The sequence below is a fragment of the Paenibacillus sp. NMA1017 genome, assembly GCF_058895805.1.
Map to the genome: position 1 here is coordinate 138,898 of NZ_JBZXYR010000008.1, position 21,563 is coordinate 160,460.

A 21,563-nucleotide genomic window follows, 5' to 3' on the forward strand; every position below is an offset into this window, starting at 1 on the left:
GAGCAGACTCCCCAAAAGACTCGCAAAAAAAGGAAGAGCGCCGCCCCTCCTTGCCATCTTCTATAACGTACTGCGCCGCAGTTCATAGAAATACTGCACGGCTGGATGTTTTAATTTTATCTTATCAGACATGTTTAATATTCTTTTTTTACCAACTCGTTTGTCCACCAAAGCCAAAATATTCAATAACTTCCCCCAGCTTACGCCGTTCCCAAGCGAATGGCTTAAAAAAAGAGCCGAGGAATAATATCCTTGACCCTTTTCGTCAATTTCTACACATGAATACCCAAAATTTTCAAAAGTGGAGTAATACTCTATGTGCTGCTGTACTGCATTTAATGCGTTACTATAGAATTTCTCGCCAAAATCTTGCCTAATACTTTTAAGTAAAAATTTATTGGTAGCATTATTGGAAGCTCGCTTATATACTTTCCCGTTCATCATAGCTAAAAAAATAGTGATAAAATCCTGTGCTGAACCTTCATTCATACCCGTAAGCCTGTTGATTTCAATTTTTCCTTGATTTCTTGTTAATTCTCCAGAAAATACTTTTTTTTGCTGTTCTTAATGCACCTTTACTCATTTCTAAAGTAATCTTCATTCAATCCCCCCTTAAACTCCCTTTAACTGGGTTTAAATTGTCGCTATATGATTAAATCGTGTAATAATTGCTGCGTTTATTGCCGAAATATTACCGTGTTTTACCCAAGCCACACTAGACAATTTTACTCTCTAGGTCTAGTCATTCGCCTATACAGGTCAGGATTTAATTTTTTCCCTTGCTGCCAGTGGTTGTCTAAATAACTAAACCAAAATTGAAGAATATTCCTTAAATCAGTTGTTGACCGCTTTTGCATCATTTTTATAAAATATGGTGAATTACAAAGTAAACCTGCCACAAGTCGTTTAAAGTAAGCAATGAGTCATCACTTGGGGATACACCTGGTGATTTAACAAGTCTTGGAATCAAGAAAGATAATCCTGCTCTTTTATGATCCTGGTTTTCTAATAAAATAGTTTCAGCAGCTATTGTTAAATGGAACAAAAGCAAACCAATGCCCTCAAAAATATCTTCTCTTTCTTCAGACTCAATGGCTTTTTTAAAGAACTTTAATCCTTTATAAAACCTTAATGTCATTGCTTCTGTGATTCCATTACGAACCAAAGTATTATATATTTTAACAAAAAACCGCAATTCTTTTTGTCAAGCCAATTGAGGTTAATTTTACATTCAGCATTGTATCGAAAGGGTATACGTCTTATTTGCCAATCTTCTTTTCCGTAAAGCATCATATGGTTGGATTCATGTTCGTAATCATAATGAAAGTTAATAGGCATCTGAAAATGGGGATAAATTCTTGCCCAATAAATTGCTTGCAGTATACAATTTGCATAAAAAGCGACTCTACGAGCATTTTGTTCAACATTTCGATGCTGACCACGTATTCTCACAGCTAAAAGTGGGTGATTGAAAAAGCCTGAAGACCTGCTCAGTGTTGTATACCTCATCCTCTCCTTGGCTTTTTTTAGGATGTTTCACCTAACAATCTCAATATTTCTGCTTTTTCTTCAAAACTTCCAGCAATAAAGACAAAATCTTTAAATCTAATTGTAGAGGTTAAATATGCATTATTTAATGGGAACAATACCCATTGTCCAGTGATATTCGCCTGTAAATTTTGTTGAAGAGTAAGTAAAAGATTATCAGCATCAGCATTGTTATAACTAGTTTTACTTTTAACAGTTGGATCGAGTACATAAGAACAAAGAAGATGTTCAGCCAGTTCCGGCTCAAAGATATTATTAAAGCTAGAATGCATCGCTAATTTCTCGAGTAGATTCTGTAAAGGTTTATCTTCTGTCATATTCATTTCATATGGATCAGTTAAATTTTTCCTTTTACTATAATAAAGGAATGCAGTTGCAAAGGGTCTTAAGGTTACCATATCTCAATCCTTACTTGAATTAATATTATTTTTGCTTTTAACTCACATTAACCAGCTCCACAAGTAAAGGTTTAGGTGGAGTCCCATCTTTCCCTAATGATAGATGGAATATTTTTATTGTTTTTATTTTCATCGATAAGTCTTTGTATAGAGAATCTGTTGATAGAAAAACCAACGTATTCGAGTATATCCGATAAAATAACTGTGGCTTCAGAATAGCCTCCTAGTTCCTGAAGCATACTCATTGAAAACCGACCAAAATCATCATAATCACCAAATGAGAGGCGACGATCTCTTAAATCAGCAAACATATCACGTAGTAGACCTTCAAGTTCATGTTCGTATTGTATACTAAATACCCCAAAAATCTCCAATGCAGCTGGGTAGTTAGTCAGAATTAAATCAGTCAGAATGGCTCCAGCATTCCTTCTAGTAAAAATATTATAAATTTTCTCAGTTATTATACTTTTTTCTTTTACCATTTGAACTAATTTTTCTATGGGATCGTAATTTATTTCAGTATTTTTTAAATTTACAAAAGCATCAAATAGTTCATTAACAGTCTGGTATCTTCTGGATAAGTCTCTGTTAGTAGCTTTCAATACAATACTGCTGTATTTATGTTCCCTACTAACAACGCTTCCGTTAAAGATAAAATCAATTATTCTTCCTAAAGAAAAGATGTCCGTTTGAACATTTGCATCCTTGACATTATTCAACTGAATAGGGTCAGTAAAATGAGCTGTACCAACACCTTTTTCAGTTACTGTTTTATATGAGTATTTTTTGTGCTATCCTTTCCAAGACCAAAATCAGCTAATTTCGGCTCATTATTAATTATGAGAACATTATTATAGCTTAAGTCCCTATGAATTGTTTCAGGATGCATTTCTAATAATCCCCGGATAATTCCTTCACATATATGTTCCATCCATTGTTGATTCATGATGTGATAGTGATCATTAATATATTCTTTTAATGTATGGTCAGCAAATTCCATGTTAAACGAGTGATCAGCCTCGTTAAACTCATATACTGTTATCGTATGTTGGCATGAATTATACTTTCTCATTAATTCATATTCTCTTTTAAACCGATGTAAAATCTCAGGATCTGACCAAAACTCTGCCTTCAATTGTTTTAATGCATACTTCTTGCCGTCTTTAACCAAAGGATATACTTCAGCAAAAAAACCTTCCCCCAATGGCTTTACTTCTTTCTTTTTCATAAGCTTAATGTTGTTATCTATCTTCACAACATGCTGGTCTGTTAAATTTAATATATTACTATTTACATATTCAATTATATCAAGCTGAAGTCGTTCTACCCCACCAAGACTAACTTCATTAAAAGATACTAACTCATCAACGGATAACGCCGTTTCTATTACATTTTCAATTTTACCATTTAATATGAGTTCATTCAGTCTTTGCTCTGCGTATCTCCATCTAGTTGGAAATCCTCTTCCGTATACATCGTTGTAACCAAATTTACTAAAGAAAACCACAAGATTGGGTCCACTCCTACGAGGAAAAGGACCTTCATCACCTGAAATGCTCTTAGCCAACATTTCAATTATTTTCGGATGGCTGATTTTTACATTCATGCAAGCAATCTCCTTGACTAATATGATCCTTTGCTTTCAGCAGCAATGGAATGATTGTAGTAGCTTGTTTTAGATTCATACAAATTGTATTTCATCTGCAACTCAGCTTGCTTGATCACAAGTTCTGTAGCTTCTGGAATTTCATCCGGTGGATACTTATACTGCTTCAGCAGTCGCTTAATCAGAGAACGCATGTTGGCTTTCGCATCATTGCGTTTGTACCAATCAGGAGTTTTATTTTCTGCTATAAGCTGGAGTAATTTCTTCGCCATTTCCCGGAGGACGTCGGACTGGCAATGTACCTTTACCAATTCTGGCTTTGCAAGCGCATCATAGAAAGCTTGTTCTTCAGGCGATAATTGCAGATCGACGCCTTCATTGATTGCTGATTCGATTTCTTTAGCGATATCAATCATTTGCTTAATTAGTACATCAATGTCTTCAGCTTGATTGTACCGCTCAACAATGTTTTTTAACTTCTCGGAAAAGAAGCCGGAGCGAACTATATTGGTTTGCTCGAACCACTTAATTTTATCATCAATTAATTTCTTCAAAATTGTAGCGGCTACATTTTTACGTTTCATTGCCATAATTTTTTGCAAATTCTCAACGGAAAGGAGGCTTTTTTCCTTCTTGGCTGTAATTGAAACAACTTCATCTCCGTCTTTTATAATCGCTTGTTCGATCATGGCGGTTATTTTCTTCTTGAAAGCCTCTACATCAGGCATTCCGTCACGTTCGATTTTAACGATAAATGACTTCACAGCCATGAAGAAGCTGACTTGCACCCGAGCTGAAAAATCCAACGCTGTGGCACAGATGTTATAAGCGCTTTGTAGCCTTGCCACATGCTTTAAGAATACTTCCTTCGCCCGTTCTTTCAACACGTGTTCAACGCCGTCTTGAATGAGTTCGAAGCGTTCTTTGGGTGTTGCGTTTATATATTTGCTGAAATCGAAACCGTGGAACATGCCTTCCAGTATTTCAATTTCCGTCATGAGGATTTCTTTGGCTTTCTCAATCTCGGGAATACTATTTTTATCACGGCTTGTGTAGGTATTGAGCGCTTCCTTTAAATATTTACTGAGCCCAATATAATCAACGATTAATCCGGCTTGTTTGTTCTTATACACCCGATTAACTCGGGCAACGGCTTGCATGAGGTTATGTTCTTTCATGATTTTATCAATGTACATCGTGTCGAGGCAGGGAACGTCGAAACCAGTTAACCACATATCGACTACGATTACGATTTTAAGCGAGCTATTCTCATCCTTAAACTGGTTCGCTAGCGTCTGTCGATGCTGCTTGTTTCCAACGATATCTCGCATCTCTTGCTCGTCTTTGTTACTGTCCGTCATGACAAGCTCAATATTATCAGCCAGTTCAGGCGACTTTTCCTTAATAAGCTGATACATGCGATAAGCTATTTTGCGTGAGTAGGCAACAATTATTGCCTTTCCTTTTAGCATGTCTTTTCGGATGTCATAATGGGCTAAAATATCGTCTACGACGAGATTAAGTCGATCCTCGTCACCAATGACTGCTTCCATCGTAACAAGGTCTTTCTTTAACTTCTCGATTTTTTCAGGAGTAAGCCCCTGAGCTTCAATGCTTGCAACTTCCTTATCGATTTGGTCGAGAACACCTTCATCCAAATGTACTTTTGCAAGACGATTCTCATAATGCAAATCAACTGTAGCTCCATCCAGCTTAGCTTGAGTCATATCATACACGTCTATAAGTTCGCCAAAGACACCGATCGTTGATTTATCATGTGAATCAATCGGCGTACCGGTAAATCCGATGAAGGTCGCGTTCGGCAGCGCATCACGTAAGTATTTGGCATACCCATAAACGAGCTCGGCTTCGAGTGTCTTTTTATCAATTTTAATATCTGGGTCAATTCCATATTGTGAACGATGCGCTTCGTCGGCGATGACGATAACATCAGGGCGATTCGAGAGTAGACCTGTCTCTTCCGTAAACTTTTGAATCGTCGTAAAGATAATACCGCCAATAGAACGATGTTCTAGCAGTTCAATCAGATGTTCTCCGGATTCCGCACGAACTGGAGCCTGACGGAGAAAATCCGCCGCGCTGCTGAATGTACCATGTATCTGCTCGTCGAGATCGTTGCGGTCTGTTACTACAACTATGGTTGGGTTATTCAATCGAGCAATAAGACCAGCAGATAAGAATACCATTGAAAATGACTTGCCAGAACCTTGCGTATGCCATACGACTCCGCCATGTTTGTCGCCATTCATAGCATTAACGACACTATCAATAGCTTTATTCATACCAAAATATTGATGGTAGCCAGATATAATCTTTGCCTTTCCACCTGCAAAGAAGCTAAAGTTATGGATTATATCCAACAACTGTCCCTTATTCAGCATACCTTTAAGCAAAGTACCGATTTGAGCGATATGAGGCTTATCTACAATTGGAGAGTGCCGATCTATCTGTTTCCATTGCATAAAACGGTCATAATCCGCTGTAATGGAGCCGAAACGGGCATTTACACCATCACTAATAATGCTGAAGGCATTATAGTGAAAAAGCGGCTTGATGACATCCTGATACGTCTTGATTTGCAAATAGCCGTCATGGATCGTTGCATCCTCACGAACCGCTGATTTCAATTCAATGACAACAAGTGGTAATCCGTTTACGAATACAACGACATCCGGTCGCTTCTCAGCTTTATGGATAAACGTAAACTGATTAATCGCCTTAAAGAGGTTATTATCCGGATGTTCGAAATCGATGACGCGAACGATACGGGAAGGAACGTCCTCTCCGTAAACCTCAATCTTCACGCCTTCAATGAGATAGCGGTGAAACAACTGGTTAGCTCCGATTAGGCTGGCATCGTCGATGTATTGAAGCTTGCGAAGCGCTGCTTCGATTACTTCTTCTGAAAGAGTGGAGTTGAGAGTGTACAGAGCATCACGCAAGTCATCTTCCAACACTACCGTATGAAAGTCTCGATTAAGGTCATATCCGTTTAAAACTTGATAGTTAAGGTCGTCTTGAAGCAATTCAAGAACGACCGATTCAAGGCTTTCTTCCGTGAACATCGTTTCACCGCCAATCGTTATATTCAAGCTTGGACACGTCAATTTCCCCTGACATGAGTTTGGGGAGTAATGTGTCGCGAAGTATAATTAAACCGTCACTTTCTTTGTTCAGCAATTGAATTTTTCTTTCCAACACTTTAGAGAGCTCATTGTAATGCTTCAAAACTTTAGCTTCTGGAAGTGTAATTTTCAACTTTTTAAAATCTGTTTTATTAAATTTCATTTGAACCGAACCAGCAGTAATTGATTTAATTAAGCCCTGACCTAAGTCAGATTTGAATAATCGATAAAGATAAATATTTTTTTTTTGTCCTGCACTATTCAACATTATTAAATTATTACCTAAGCTCATTGGCTTGTCTAATTTCGGGCATAAATAAATACTACCAACATCACCAACATTAGAAATTATTAATTCTCCACCAAATAATTGTGACTTTTTCAAAAAATCATAACTGTGTTTATTAATATATCTTCTTGTTTTTAACCCATCCTTCAAATCTGTGTTTCTAATAAATACAGCGTAATTTTCCTCTTCGAATATAGTGACATTTTCTTTTAAAGCTGCAAAACTACCATTTGCTACAAAGTCGGTTAAAGAAATCTCAAGATCGCCAATTGAACTTGATAACCAGTCTACTGGGATTTCTTTTTCAAGATCCTTGCACCACTTCATCTCACCACCACTCGACTTATAAGGTTTACCATTTTCATTCGGAAACTCAAAATCAACGAACCATTGCTTAAAGATCGCCTGAGACATTTTTTCGAGCACTTTGTTCATCTGATTGTTGAATTCAATCTTTTGATCGAGACGCTTAACCATCTTCCCGATCTTTATTTGAATTGCTTTCGGTGCAAGCGGGAATGGTACACGTTTTAATATTTCTTGATTTAAAGAAGCCATTGTTGTTCCCTGAGCATTTTTTAATATCCAATTAATATAAGTTGTTGTACCGAAGTAATACGATAGATATACTGGATCGATTTGATCGGAATTTATTCTCAGTCGAATACAGTCACTGCCCTGTAACCAGCCTTCTTCTTCCGAAGTAACTAGTGCTCGCCTATCAACAGCACCTTTTCTACCGAATACAATATCCCCAGCCCTTAATCTGTATTTACCGAGTCGGTCTGCATCATCATTGGATATCATGACCATCTTCTCAGTTTTGAATCGATTCGCACCGATATCTTTTACTGCTACTACTGGAATCCCCTCTGTGACATAGGAATCAGCTTGGAGCATGGTTCCGAAGGGTCCGGTTTGCATTTCTGCCCAACCATTATCAATAATCTCGCCAATTGTTAACTGGCTAATCTTTTCAGAGCTCATACCCAATAGCCCCCAGACTCTTCTTTATCTTCTCGTCCAGAACAGAAGACTCTAGCATTAGATCGGCAAGCTCGGATACGAGTTTCTCCATCTTTTCTTCAAATGGCTCGTTATCCTCAATCTCTTTCACACCAACGTACCGACCTGGGGTCAGCACATTATCATGCTTTTGGATTTCCTCAAGACTTGCCGACTTACAAAATCCGACTTCATTTTCGTAGCCGTCGTTTTTTAACCATTTATGGTAAGTATCCGCAATCAACGAAATATCCCTGTCTTCTAATTCACGTAGCTTACGGCTGATCATCGTTCCTTTATCTCGCGCATCAATGAACAGGACCTCGCCTTTACGCTTTTTACCGCGGCGAAGGAACCATAAACAAACCGGAATACCAGTCGTGAAGAACAATTTATCCGGCAGTGCTACAATGCAATCAACTAAATCTTCTTCAATAAATTGCGCCCGAATATTGCCTTCACCCGATGTTTGGGAGGACAATGACCCGTTCGCTAGCACGATACCGGCAACACCTTTTGACGGTTTTAGCTTTGTTAACATGTGGGACAACCATGCGTAGTTTGCATTACCTTTCGCCGGAATGCCCCATTTCCAACGGGCATCCGTTAGCAAGCTTTCTTGTCCCCAATCGCTAATATTGAAGGGGGGATTCGCCAGAATGTAGTCAAACTTCTCGTCTTTAAACTGATCCCCATGAAAAGTATCATCATGGGAACTCCCAAGATTAGCTTCAAGACCACGAATCGCAAGATTCATCGTCGCCAGCCTACGAGTTTCAGCGTTCAGCTCTTGCCCGTATACAGAAAGATTGAAGGCATTGCCTCCATGAGCTTTAACGAATTTCTGCGCCTGAACGAACATACCGCCAGAGCCACAGCATGGATCGTATATCGTACCTTCGTATGGTTCAATCATCTCGACGAGCAATTTCACGACACTGCTAGGCGTATAGAATTCTCCACCGCCTTGACCAAGCATAAATGCGAATTTACCGAGGAAATATTCGTATACCCGACCAAGCGCATCTTCTTCTATAAGGAGCGTATCCGAGTTCTCAAAAACCATGATGACTTCGCCAACTCTGCGCTGGTCGATATCTGCACCAGAATAGATTTTCGGCAATACCCCTGCGAGATTTTTGTTCTCATTCTCAATCGCTATAAAAGCCTCATCTATCATCTGACCAATATTCGGCTTGGTCGCATGCTCAATTATGTATTTCCAACGAGCTTTTTCTGGCACGTAAAATACATTGAATCGTTCATATTCGTCTCGGTCATTTTCAAATCCATCACCTTCAGCAACGAGCTCGTTATAACGCTGGTTGAATCGGTCTGAAATATATTTAAGAAAAATGATGCCCAGTACGACATCTTTATATTTTGACGCAGCAATACTCCCTCTGAGCTTATCTGCTGCAGCCCATAATTTATCTTCCATGCTGGTAACTAAGTTTTCTTTTGCCATTGATACTTCTGCCTCCACATCTGTTTCTCTAATTGTAATAAAATTACGCGACAACTACTTGTCATAAAACCATGTGTTAGTTAATATTTTGTCAAAAATAGTATCCTAACAAATTCGTCGCACGAATTGTTATACCCTGCATAATATAGTGAAAAAGCCCTACAGTAAGAGGGCTTTAAGTCATACGGCCTCAAATGTCATCCGACATTTTATTTATATTCGTCCTTATTTTCCAAATAAAAATTATATAGCTTTTTCATGCGTTCAAACGCGTTTTCCTGTACAAATTTAGGCAAATCAATCGCTGCCCGCCCCCACTTATACAACCCATCAACATACATTGGAATGTTCATTTGTTCAATTTCACTCCATACACCATAGTGAAGTTTACCATTAATATCATCGATGTAATAGCAGTAGTTTTCGTTGACATGCAACATATAGTTTATATCGGTTCCAGTATCTCTTTTTTCAAAGTGAAGCATGCTATTCCCCTTTTCAATACGAATGATTTCATTTGAAAGTAATTCTATCGTACCATAAATCTGACTATTACTACTATCTGCAAGATTCTAATTAACAAAATAAACGGGATAGTCAATTAGCGACTTAATTTCTGTTTTGCCTTGTATCTCAAATGCTTTTTTTGCCTTATCGTGTATGAGCTGCTTTTTCTCTCGCAGCAACTCCAAACTATTATAAATTCTGCTTAATTGAACGCGATCATAAATTTGTCCAAAATTGGGGAATAGCTTTTCTTTAACCGGATCTACAAAGTATCCAGGTTTGAAGAACGTATTTATTAGTTTCGTTAGTTTTTCTATTGGCTTCCATTTAAGGCATCGTCCTTTGAATCAAACCTACTTTCAAGTGTTTGGCTATGTAAATATGCACGACAGCGTTCGATTTGATTCTCTAGAGAAGCTATCATTTGAACCGTTATTACATACTCTTCTTCGTCCATTTCACTAAAAATACGTAGGAGAAGTGTATACGCCTTGATGTTTTCCAATTGACAATCAAGGTAATAAATATACTCTAAATAATCTAAATGACTTGGTTCGTTATCCAAATGGAACCTTTTTGTGCACTGGACACGGTTTATCCAAAAATCGTTATAAAAATCATAGAACAGCCAAATTAATTCAATTACGGGTTCGCTTTCTTTAACCTTCAAGAATAGGTCACGGGAGCATCACAACTACAATGAACATATACGGACATGCCCTCCGCTCCGCCGATCAAGCCGCTGCCGATAAGTTTGAAAATCTGTTCACAATGGATTCCAAGCAAGCAGACAAAAAGACGTTGGGATAATATTTACCCCAGCGTCTTTTTCTTTTCCTTATGCTATGTTATTCTGCCTCCGCATGTAGTTTTACGGCAATTTTACGAAAAATCATTGAAGGCATTTCTGTTATACCAATTTCGAAAACACTGTATCACCTTATAAAACCTTGTACATCAAGGGATTCAGCGCCTGTTCCATTCCTTCCAAGCAACGCCACGCACTCCACATGAACCGTATGCGGGAACATATCTACGGGTTGTACTTCCACTGTACTGTACCCGCCATCCTCCAGTATCCTTAAATCCCGCGCCAGTGTGCTTGGATTACAGGATACATACACCACGCGCTCTGGCTTCATCTCCAGAATGGTGTCGAGCAGGCGTGGATCGCAGCCCTTGCGGGGCGGATCGACGACGATAACGTCGGCGGTGATGCCTTGCTCTTTCCACGCAGGAATGACGTCCTCGGACGCGCCTACCTCAAATTTCACATTACGCATTTCGTTCAACAGCGCATTGCTCCGTGCATCGTCGATGGCTTCTTTGACGATCTCCACCCCATACACCTGGTCCGCATGCTGAGCGAGGAACAAAGAGATCGTGCCGATGCCACAATACGCATCAATTACCGTTTCTTTGGCCTGTGAGTCCAGCATATTCGACGGTTTTACTATACAGCACTTCCGTTTGTACGGGATTCACCTGATAAAAGGATCGCGCGGAAATCACAAATTGGACGTTTCCAATATAATCGTAGATCACATCACGTCCCCACAGTACACGAGTCTCGTCGCTAAAAATAACGTTCGTTCGCTTCGTGTTCACGTTCTGACATATACTTGCCACGTGTGGGATGTGCTCACGAATACTGCCGATTCGCGCGTCTGCGTGCGGAATATCTCGTTCATTCGTGACGAGCACCAGCATCATTTCACTTGTGCGAGAAGCGGTCTTCACCACGACATGGCGCAACAGCCCGCGTCCGGTTTCTTCATTGATATGCACTGATGCCCAGCATTCGGCCAATCTCTTTGACACGTGCGACAACTTCGTCGTTGCGCTCGTCCTGAATGAGACATGTGTTCATATCCACGATGCGATGGCTGCCGCGTGCTAGAAGCCGCCGACAAGCCCGCCCTCGGTGACACCAATCGGCACCTGGGCTTTGTTGCGGTACCGCCACGGCTCACTCATACCGAGTGTAGGATGCACCACTACGCCTTGTACGTGCGGCAAATCAACGGATGTGCCGTCGTCACCAGCCACACTCAGCTTTCCGATACGTTCCAGCACATCCACCACATGCTGTCGCTTCCAGCTGAGCTGCGCAATGAGGCCTGTGCTGACAAAAGTTCATTTGCATATTCTGATATTTTTCTACTTCTTGCAATTACTTTTAGACGGTCCTCAGGAACGGTCCCTTTGGTATCTTTTCTGATCGCTTCAATTTCTTCATTGTTGATAGGAACTTGAATATTGGGATCATTCTTAATTTCCTGTTCCGACTGATACTATCTGATTGGGCTCGTTATATCACTCATATTGAGTACGTTCTTTTTATCTACGGCAATATAACAAATTCCAGATTTATCAGGTAAATAACGGTAACTGGTTGCCTGGTATTCGACCCTTCCATACAACGCAGGACAGAGGAAACTCTCCAGCTGTTGCTTCAATTTGCTCTTGCCATCGGATTCGAGGCGATTCCAGGTAGATGCTTTTCTAAAATTTTCGCCGCCTCTTTATTTTGAGCAATTCGCCTAGCGTGGAATTTTCGGTGTACATAATGTCGTTCTCCTTTCGAGCTATATAATTAGATTTACGAAAAAGTATTTTGAAAATATGGTTATAGAATCAACAAATGCTTCTTTGCTTAATTGTTAACTACCTTTATTCCTTCGGGCGCTCTGACCATGAGATCGATACTTCCGTCATCTGCCTGCTTCCAGCTTATCTTTATTATTCCTTGCGGCGTCACAACCTCTCCTTTGGCCCAGGATAAATAACCAGGGTTCGGGCTTACCCGAGTGCTCCGGTAACCAGGCTCTGCCGGCTGCACTCCCAGAATAACGGCAGGCAGCTCATGCAAAATCAATGCTCCCCAGGCATGACAATCACTTCGTTGCGTTACCTCGTCTTCCACGCAGGTTGTTAGCTTATTCGCGATCATCCGTCTCCATGGATTCCATAACGAATCCGTTCTATGATACAGTCCGACTTTCTCTACCGCCCGAAACAGATAGTAAGCCATGGCCACAGAGCACTGAGCCATTGTTCGATCTTCCAAAGCCAATTCCATGACTTTAACCGCATTGCTTCCGGTAACCACATCGGTCAACACAGCAAACACCTGTGCATGCTGACTATACTCCTCTACTCCTGGACCATCCTGAATCAGTCCGTCCCTTCCGACACAGCATGCAAGTACGGCGTGCTTGATCTCTTCCGCTCTCCTCAGAAAGTTCGCAGCCAAATCCGGACGATCGACATAACGGGATAGATCCGCAGCGGCAAGAAGCCCCATCCGGTACAATAGTGAATCAAAAGTTACGGTTCCTTTAGAAATGGCATTTGGAACACCCACATTCCACTCGGCCACCCAGTCGACAAATGACCAGTAAGGGTTGCCCATGCCGCCTTCCGATGTTCTTGCCGTAAGTCCTCTATCGTCCATACGATTGTCAAAGAATTGCAGCACTCTTTCCACAGAGGGCAGATATTTTCCAACCAGTTTTTGGTCGCCGAAATACATCATATGATCGTGGATCATAAGAATGTAATAAATCGCAAATCCGGGGATAACGTTGGGCCCTATTGACGGATAACAGCTATTGGTCAGGCCGTCATAACGCTGGGAACGAAAGAAATCATCGATACATTGTCGAGCCAATCGGTCATCGGCAGCCACATTGTACGTAAAGAGGATCTGGGACCGTGCATCCATGGCATATTGCAATTGTTCATAATAAGGACAATCTTCGTAGGTCTCATGCATGCAAAGACGCAACGTTCGCTCACTGATCTCCCATATGTCCCGAAGCGACTCGTCCGACGTTTCCACTTTGGTTTGGACCACAAGCGGATATCCGGTCTCCCGGTAACTCAAACGCGCGAAGCGTAACGGTTCCGCATCCGTTTCCACTGTGACTTGAATAAACCTGAACGTTCGAAACCAAAAGGGTTCATATGTCTCGGGATGCTCCATGGAACCAAACCCTCCTACCCGATACGTATCCGGCGTCCCCTCCAGATAGCCATCGATGAAGTCGGTCCGATCCCCTTTTATCGGTGAAAATATACTGTGGGTTCCATCTACGCTCGGATAAATGTAGGACTCTGAGCTGAGTATGGAAACTTTGGCTCCGGCGCCTCCCGCAAACGCCGTCTCAAGGAATCCGGTTACCTCATACCCCGCCGACAGTTCAATCACGGTTTTGGAATAAGGCGGGACGATTACTTCACGTTCTTCACAGATTAACTTTTCCCATTCGTTCGTGTCCGTATCTGCCGTTCGGGCGCATACAACATGATGAAATCGACTCGGTTTCTCATAAAGAAAGGGGATCGGTCTGGGAGATAAACCTCCCGGACTTATCGTTTTTTGAACCTGATTGTTTCGGTAGGCTATCGTCCCACTCCAATGACGATCGTCAAAATCAGCTTGCTTCCATCCGTGCGTGAGAATGTTTCCTTCAGCAGCTTCAATAATAGACAGCGGGTCGAACTCGGAGTTGGCTTTTCCCAGCGTAATGCCTGCCTCGTAAAAACTTGTCCAAGTCTCGTCCGCTTCAAGGGGCAGTTCAGCTTCATTCTCCATCACTATTCGGCCAGACAAATACAATCCCGGCATATCCGTGCTCCAAACCGAATGATTTCCTCTACCATGATGCCGAGGGTAACGCAGAACGACCACGGCCAACACATTTACTCCCGCATGAAGCGCCGTGCTTATATCCACCTCGTCATAAAACCAGACCTGATCGTCGCCTTTGCAAGGTCCTTGTATAATAGAAACACCGTTTACATAAAGCCGATACCTCGAATCTGCGCTAACCTTCAGAATCGCCGATTGGACGTCCCGTTCAATCCGAAGCTCTTTGCGGAAGTAAAAAAATGTCGCGCGATCACGATCGTAAGGGCTGGTGCTCCAGATCCAATTACTTTTTTCGTTAACGGACATAGATATGCTCCTTTCCTCTTTTTACAACTGCAAAATAAATCTAGCCTGTCTTTTGGTTATTTTCAGTCAGGTGATTTTATTGCTCCGTTGCTTTCTTTAAATGAATGGCCGTCCACTCCCGAATGGGAAGCAGTTGATTTTTATTTATCGTCTTCTTCTCAATCAATTCACAATTCCACACATCGTATATGGCGGCTTCGTACTCCGGCTCGCTTCCGTCGAAGGGTCCGAACCAGAAGTTCTTGCCAGGCAAATCGTAACGGCAAAAAAACAAATATTCATCGGTGCCTCGGTGCAAAGCGAAATAATGGTGCCCTTCCGTATTACGGGTATCCCTGTCCATCTCCTGATAGGAACAGCTTTCCAGAATCTTCTTCATAAAGTTCAGACGGGGAGCACTTTCACCTATAAGCGTCCCTCCGTAGGACCAGAACAACGCCTTATCGTCGCCTTCCTGCCTGTATACTTCACCATGAGAGGCATATCCGCCTGCCATGGCCGACAACCAGTGACGGAGCACTGTCGTTTGCCCGTCACTGTTCCCCCAGTCGTACTTGGCGTTTCCTTCATATTGATATTCATCGTTAATCACAGGCTTATTGTAAATATTTTTTAATTCAAGAAGCAACGTGTACGTATCGGGGTGCTGGTAAGATACATGCGTCATCCAGTCCCGGTCCGGATAAATATCGCCCAGCGGGATATTATGAATCGATATGGGATGATGGTGAGGGTCGTTCGTTTTCACATAACTCCCCAACAAATCCCAATCCTTTTGCTCCATGCCAATGCCCATCTTGCCGTCAGCCGTTTCGATGACGTTATACTCATTGGCAAGCGACCACCAGACATTTCGGTAAGCCGCCAGCCGCGCGATCATATATTTTATATACAGCAGATCATCCTCTTGGCGCATGCCCCGGTGGATGCCCCATCGATCATAAGGGTGGAACAGGATGACATCGGCTTCAATCCCCAAATCCAGTAATTCCTTGACCCGTTCCTCATAGTTGCGGAAGTACTCAGGCAACAGCCTCTGAAAATCCAATTTATCGGCAGTCCCGGCAAAAGGAAATACGGACGGAGTATAGTCAATAATGATATCGTCTTCCCCGTCCCCGTAATGCTTCGGAAACACAAGCATTCGAATCTTATTGAAGCCGTATCCGGTGAAGGATTCCAAGGTCCGCTGTCTGATCGTTTCCGGCATGTATGTCCATGCGTACGCTGTTGTACCCATTGCAAAGAATGGTGTTCCGTCAGCGTAGCTGAAATGTTGTCCGTTTACCCTTATCGGGCCGTGATTGCCTTCCTGGGCCTCCGTGCATTCGAAGTTTCCGGATAACCCGTCGAACTCTTCGAGATTAGACGAGATTTGGAAGGAATAAGCCCCTTCTTCTTCAGGCATGAACCGGATTTTCCAGGTCGTTCCGCCGTCATAGAAACCGGACACTTTGATTGCGGCTCGATCTTTGCTGAAGCAGGCTTGCAGCCGTACCTCCTGAAACGGCTTTTCAACAACTTTCGAAGACAGTAATTCAATCTCAAAAATGCACCAGCGTTCAACCGATCTCGAAAACTTCATCTTCAACCCCCGAATCGTGGAATCTGATTTAATGAATCAGAACTTGCAGGCAGAGTTATTGCCTCGTATGTCTAGCCGATTACAGCCTTTGAAGTAAATACCTTTCTGTCCACAACAACTTTGTCTCCGGTGATTTCAAAGACTTCCTGCAGACGAATATCCTGCGAAGAAGCGCCGATGAACACTTCCATCTTTCCGGGCTCCACCACCTGCTCCATATTCAAGTCGTGGAAGGCCAGCTGTTTCATGCTTACGCTGAACGCAACTTCCTTCGTCTCGCCAGCCTCAAGGCCTACTTTTACGAAACCAACCAACTGCTTCACAGGTCGGGCGACACTGCCAACCTGATCTCTTATATACACTTGAACCACTTCGTCTCCCGCGCAAGACCCTGTGTTCTTCAGCTTGAAGTCCAGTTTCAACTCGCCATCGGGCCGAACGGTGCGGCTCCAGTTCAAGTCGCTGTATTCGAACTGGGTATAACTGAGACCATGTCCGAACGGGTACAGCGGCCTGGTCTTGTCGTGGCCAATATACTCCGCCCAATCATCGATTTCGACATAGAGCGACAATCTGCTGGTGTACATCGGGATCTGGCCGACTTCTTTTACAATAGTCACCGGCAGCTTTCCGCTCGGATTGCTTCGTCCGGTAAGAATATTTACCAACGCCTGCGCTCCGGCTTGCGCCGGAAGCCAAGAGTACAAGACCGCCTTGCTGTGCTCGCTGATCGAAGGCGTCGCCAGAGGACGGCCATCTACAATTACGGAAATGACCGGTTTATTCAACTTGAAAACCTCGTCCATCATTTCCAGTTGAGGCTGTTCCAGCTCAATGTTGATATTATCCCGGTTTTCCCCGCAGGTGGCCTGCGGATCAATCATGCTCTCTTTGCCGCCCAGCACCGCAATGACGATATCCGCTTCCTCAACGGCTGTCCTTACGGCCTCTATTCCTCCATCTATAGCTTCGCGAATAGCACAACCTTTGGCGTACAGTATCTGCTCCTTGCCGAACTCTTCTTCGAGAACATCTTTTACCGACTTGCAATCCGGATAATATTTCCGAGCAAATTCTTCTGTTGTGTCATACACTTTATTCGTTGTACTCCCTGAGCTCAGGCTCTGTTTGATTAAATTGATAATCATTGTTTTTTGTTCAGGGGATGGCTTGTCTTCAAAATCAATTCCTAAAGCTTGATAAGACGCCTTATGCTCCGTGATGGCGCCGGAATAGATCATCTTCAGGAAATTATCCTCTTCGGATTTGTCGAAGTCACTGCTTGTGGTGCTCGCCGAATTCACGGAGGAGTATCCTCCGAAAAAGTTCGTCCTGTCATCTGCCGAGGGACCGATCAGCGCGATCTTCAGCTTCTTTTGAAGCGGCAGAATATGGTCTTCATTCTTTACCAGCACGATGGATTTCTCGGCGATTTCCTGAGATAATTGCGCTGATTCCGTCTTGGCGATTTCAGCAAAGAAATCACCCGTGCCATACGGATTCTCGAACAGACCCAGCTTGAATTTGGTTTCCAGCACACGTCTAACGGAACGGTCAATGTAGTACTCTTCGATGTCCCCGGCTTCAACAGCTTCCACTAAATACTTATAGCAATAGTTGTTCGGCTGCTCCACATCCATGCCGGCGCGAAGTGCCAGGATAGCGGTCTCCTTCGGATCTGCCCCCACCCGGTAACGAGAATAGGCATGGTGGATACTTCCGTAATCGGCGACGACCAGACCGTCAAAGCCTAATTTGTCCCTCAGCACATCGGTCAGCAGCCATTTGGAGGTGGAAACGGCCTCCTCGTTCAAAATGCCATAGCTATTCATTACACCCATTAATTTGGATTCATGGATGGCCGCTTCAAACGGAAAGCAGTAGGTATCGAACAATTTCCTGTCTGCGATTTGCTGTTCCCCGCCGTTTCTGCCGCCTTCGGCATTGCCGTAACCGATAAAATGTTTGGCGGCAGCCATCACTTCATTCTCACCTTGGATTCCTGTGACAAAGGCCATCCCCATCTGTGCTACCAGGTATGGATCTTCTCCGTAAGTCTCACCGATTCGACCCCATCTAGGATCTCTGCCCAGATCAAAAAGGGGAGAATGCACAACTCTGAATCCATAAGCGATCAGTTGTTTTTTGACGACCTCCCCCATTTTGAGTGCCAGCTCCGGCTCCCATGTGGCTGCAAGGTTTAGGGATTGCGGAAAAGTCGTCGCTCCCGGGATTTGCGCTCCGGCGATCCCCTCATTATGAATCAGCACCGGAATCCCCAAGCGGGTTTCTTCCACCAGATATTGCTGAAGACTTCTCAACTTCTCGATATCCTTCTTGTTGTCTCCAGTTAGTGATGCGTTCAGGCAGCCCAATGTGCCGATCCCATCCTTCATCTCTTCTTTCAGCGGGGCCACGCTCTCGTCGCTGTCGGAGACATTGGCGCAATACAGCTGGGCTACCTTTTCCTTCAAGGTCATTCTTCCCAGTAAATCCTCGACTCTGTCTTGAATGGACTTGCTTGCATCTTTATAGCTCATCTCTCTGCCTCCCAGTGGTTTTTAATTAATCTTACAAAAGTTCGAACGAAGCTTCTTTCACTTCACATGAGCTTGATCCGATATATACTTTGAATGCTCCCGGCTCTGCTCCGTACTTCCGCTCCGGATTCCAATACGCCAAATCCGCTTCTGTAATGCTGAATTCGACGTCCTGCGCTTCGCCTGGAGCCAGATTTACTTTCCGAAATCCTTTTAGCTCCTTCACCGGACGAACCACGCTGCCATACAGATCGTGAATATACAGTTGAACCGTCTCTTCTCCGGGTACCGTTCCGGTATTGGTAACTGTCACGCTGGCCATGATCGATTCCGAAACGTTCATCCGCGTATGGGATAGACGGATGTCCGAATAGGCGAAAGTCGTATAGCTCAGCCCGTATCCGAACGGATACAGCGGCTCGTTCGGACCGTCGATATACCGCGAAAAGAACTTCTGTCCCTGATTGCTTGCCGTGACCGGTCTTCCAGTGTGAAAGTGATTGTAATAGACCGGCACCTGGCCTGCATGGGCCGGGAAACTCATGGTCAGCTTGCCGGACGGATTGTAATCGCCAAAGAGCACATCGGCAATGGCATGACCCGCCTCGGATCCCAAGAACCACGTTTCGACGATCGCATCCACTTCGTCCGCCAACTTATCCAGTACCAGCGGACGACCATTGGTCAAGATCAGAACGACCGGCTTGCCTGTCCGGATCACCGCCTCGGCAAGCTCCTGCTGCACCTTCGGCAAATGAATATCCATTCGGGAGGCCGCTTCCCCGGACATGTCGCTGCTCTCTCCCAGTGCCAGAAGCACGACGTCCGCTTGCTCCGCTGCGGCGCTTGCCCGCTCAACTCCCCCGGCAAGCGCCTTTTCGACCTTGCAGCCTTCCTCAAACAGCAGTTGCGTTTCGGAAATCCCTTTGTGCTCCAGACCTTCTCTAAGCGTTACGGTTTCCTTTTCGTACCGGGACCACTGCCATGGCCCAAGCATGTCCTTGCTGTCGCCGAACGGACCGATTACCGCAATTTTCTGTTTTTTTTCCGCCAGCGGAAGAAACCCGTTATTTTTCAACAGCACGATTGACTTCCGCGCAAGACTTCGACTGGCCTCCAGATGCTGCAGATTGAAGTGGTATTCCTTTTCCTTCTCCGGACGTACATAGCGGAATGGGTCATCCATAATGCCGATCCTGTATTTCAGGGTCAGAATGCGCCGGACCGCTTCATCGAGCTGTTCTTCCGATACTTGTCCCTGTGAGATCAACGACTCCAGATGATCGTACGACCGGGTCACCATTTCAATATCCATCGTGGCATCCAGCGCTTTTTTCGCCGCTTCCTTAGTGTCCTTCGCGTTTCCGTGTGCGACGATTTCATCAATGGACCCGTAGTCGGAAATCAACACACCTTCAAAGCCCAATTCCTTGCGCAGCATATCGTTCAGCAGATAACGACTGCCTGCCACCGGCACGCCTTGATACGTATTGAATGAATTCATCACTGACCCGGCACCCGCGTCAATTCCCGTCTGGAACGGCGGCAGATATACATTTCGGAGCGTACCCTCCGAAATATCGACCGTATTGTAATCCCGGCCGGCTTCGGCGGCGCCATAGGCGACGAAATGCTTGAGACAGGCAATCATCGTCTCCGGATCGAACAAATTGTCTCCCTGCAGCCCTTCGACCTGAGCCTTAGCAATCTGACTACCCAGATACGGATCTTCTCCGGCCCCTTCCACCACTCGGCCCCAGCGCGGATCCCTTGTAATGTCGACCATCGGGCCATGATTATAGGTATTGCCGGAGGCAGTGGCTTCTTTTGCGGCGATCGCGCTGGCTTCACGGATGGCCTCCATATCCCAACTGCAGGAAGCGGCTAGCGGCACCGGAAAGACGGTCTGAAATCCATGAATCACATCAAAATTAAATAACAAGGGAATCCCATGGGGGGACTGCTCGACCGCGATTTTCTGCAGCTCGAATACGCGGCGGCTGGTAATCGCCGACAGTACTGAGCCGACCCGGCCTTCCCCAATCAGCTTCTCCGGCGAATCGGACTCCACATCTGAGCCGAGAGAGATGTTCGTCGACATACATTGGCTCATCTGACCGATCTTATCGGTGATAGACATTTTGTCCAGCAGCGCTTCTACGGCCTGGCGGATTTCCTCCTCATCGCGCTGCTTCACTTCGTTCTTCCGATAGGGAACGAGCTCTGAAATCAGCATATCCTGGAGGGAAGGTCCCGGACCTCGAGCCCCCTTCACGAGAAAGGCTTCCTGATGGGGCAGTTTGACTCTGCCATGAAATTCCTCGTTCTCAAAGGTCAAATCAAATTCGATTGGTTCATCCGGCACGTAACGGGACGCTCCTCTAGCTTGCAGCACATTTCCTTCCACCATCACTGTTTGAATTTCAATAGGAAAAGGAAAAGGCTCGGCAATAACAGACAATGTATAAGTTTCCTTTTGTTCGATGAAAAACTGCAGTTTTATATTTG

At 43.9% G+C, this 21,563-nt stretch carries 12 protein-coding genes and 3 pseudogenes; all 15 read right to left on the minus strand.

From position 1 onward, the window contains the following. Positions 1-60: 60 nt before the first annotated feature. Positions 61-195: pseudogene (locus AC5ELV_RS19015) on the minus strand (SF0329 family protein); the annotation flags it as partial. Positions 196-862: 667 nt separating this feature from the next. Next, positions 863-1,138, minus strand: coding sequence for a hypothetical protein (locus tag AC5ELV_RS19020; RefSeq protein ID WP_493431424.1), 276 nt, complete (start codon positions 1,136-1,138; stop codon positions 863-865). 388 nt (positions 1,139-1,526) lie between these two features. Continuing rightward, on the minus strand, positions 1,527-1,946 hold the full coding sequence (locus AC5ELV_RS19025; RefSeq protein WP_493431425.1) for a hypothetical protein: 420 nt from the start codon (positions 1,944-1,946) through the stop codon (positions 1,527-1,529). 71 nt (positions 1,947-2,017) lie between these two features. Next, complete coding sequence (locus AC5ELV_RS19030; protein ID WP_493431426.1) at positions 2,018-2,548, minus strand: hypothetical protein; 531 nt, start codon at positions 2,546-2,548, stop codon at positions 2,018-2,020. Positions 2,549-2,709: 161 nt separating this feature from the next. Beyond that, positions 2,710-3,552, minus strand: a complete 843-nt coding sequence (locus tag AC5ELV_RS19035) for a protein kinase domain-containing protein (protein ID WP_493431427.1) — start codon at positions 3,550-3,552, stop codon at positions 2,710-2,712. Positions 3,553-3,569: 17 nt separating this feature from the next. Next, positions 3,570-6,638, minus strand: coding sequence for a type I restriction endonuclease subunit R (locus AC5ELV_RS19040; protein WP_493431428.1), 3,069 nt, complete (start codon positions 6,636-6,638; stop codon positions 3,570-3,572). Between the two features lie 4 nt (positions 6,639-6,642). Continuing rightward, positions 6,643-7,974 carry a restriction endonuclease subunit S gene (locus AC5ELV_RS19045; RefSeq protein ID WP_493431429.1) on the minus strand — a complete coding sequence of 444 codons (1,332 nt, stop codon included), beginning with the start codon at positions 7,972-7,974 and terminating at the stop codon, positions 6,643-6,645. Continuing rightward, complete coding sequence (locus tag AC5ELV_RS19050) at positions 7,964-9,460, minus strand: type I restriction-modification system subunit M (protein WP_493431430.1); 1,497 nt, start codon at positions 9,458-9,460, stop codon at positions 7,964-7,966. The genes AC5ELV_RS19045 and AC5ELV_RS19050 overlap by 11 nt, the downstream gene beginning before the upstream one ends. Before the next feature lie 209 nt (positions 9,461-9,669). Continuing rightward, positions 9,670-9,945 carry a hypothetical protein gene (locus tag AC5ELV_RS19055; RefSeq protein ID WP_493431431.1) on the minus strand — a complete coding sequence of 92 codons (276 nt, stop codon included), beginning with the start codon at positions 9,943-9,945 and terminating at the stop codon, positions 9,670-9,672. Between the two features lie 957 nt (positions 9,946-10,902). Continuing rightward, a pseudogene (rlmD, locus tag AC5ELV_RS19060) lies at positions 10,903-12,079 on the minus strand (23S rRNA (uracil(1939)-C(5))-methyltransferase RlmD); the annotation flags it as partial. After that, positions 12,070-12,426: pseudogene (locus AC5ELV_RS19065) on the minus strand (SF0329 family protein); the annotation flags it as partial. The pseudogenes AC5ELV_RS19065 and rlmD, both read right to left, overlap by 10 nt. A gap of 197 nt (positions 12,427-12,623) precedes the next feature. Then, on the minus strand, positions 12,624-14,930 hold the full coding sequence (locus AC5ELV_RS19070) for an alpha-L-rhamnosidase-related protein (protein ID WP_493431432.1): 2,307 nt from the start codon (positions 14,928-14,930) through the stop codon (positions 12,624-12,626). Between the two features lie 76 nt (positions 14,931-15,006). Next, positions 15,007-16,515: a DUF5060 domain-containing protein gene (locus AC5ELV_RS19075; protein WP_493431433.1), complete on the minus strand. Its 1,509-nt coding sequence runs from the start codon at positions 16,513-16,515 to the stop codon at positions 15,007-15,009. 71 nt (positions 16,516-16,586) lie between these two features. After that, positions 16,587-19,055 carry a glycoside hydrolase family 3 N-terminal domain-containing protein gene (locus AC5ELV_RS19080; RefSeq protein ID WP_493431434.1) on the minus strand — a complete coding sequence of 823 codons (2,469 nt, stop codon included), beginning with the start codon at positions 19,053-19,055 and terminating at the stop codon, positions 16,587-16,589. Between the two features lie 31 nt (positions 19,056-19,086). After that, complete coding sequence (locus AC5ELV_RS19085) at positions 19,087-21,516, minus strand: glycoside hydrolase family 3 N-terminal domain-containing protein (RefSeq protein WP_493431435.1); 2,430 nt, start codon at positions 21,514-21,516, stop codon at positions 19,087-19,089. Between the last annotated feature and the right edge of the window lie 47 nt (positions 21,517-21,563).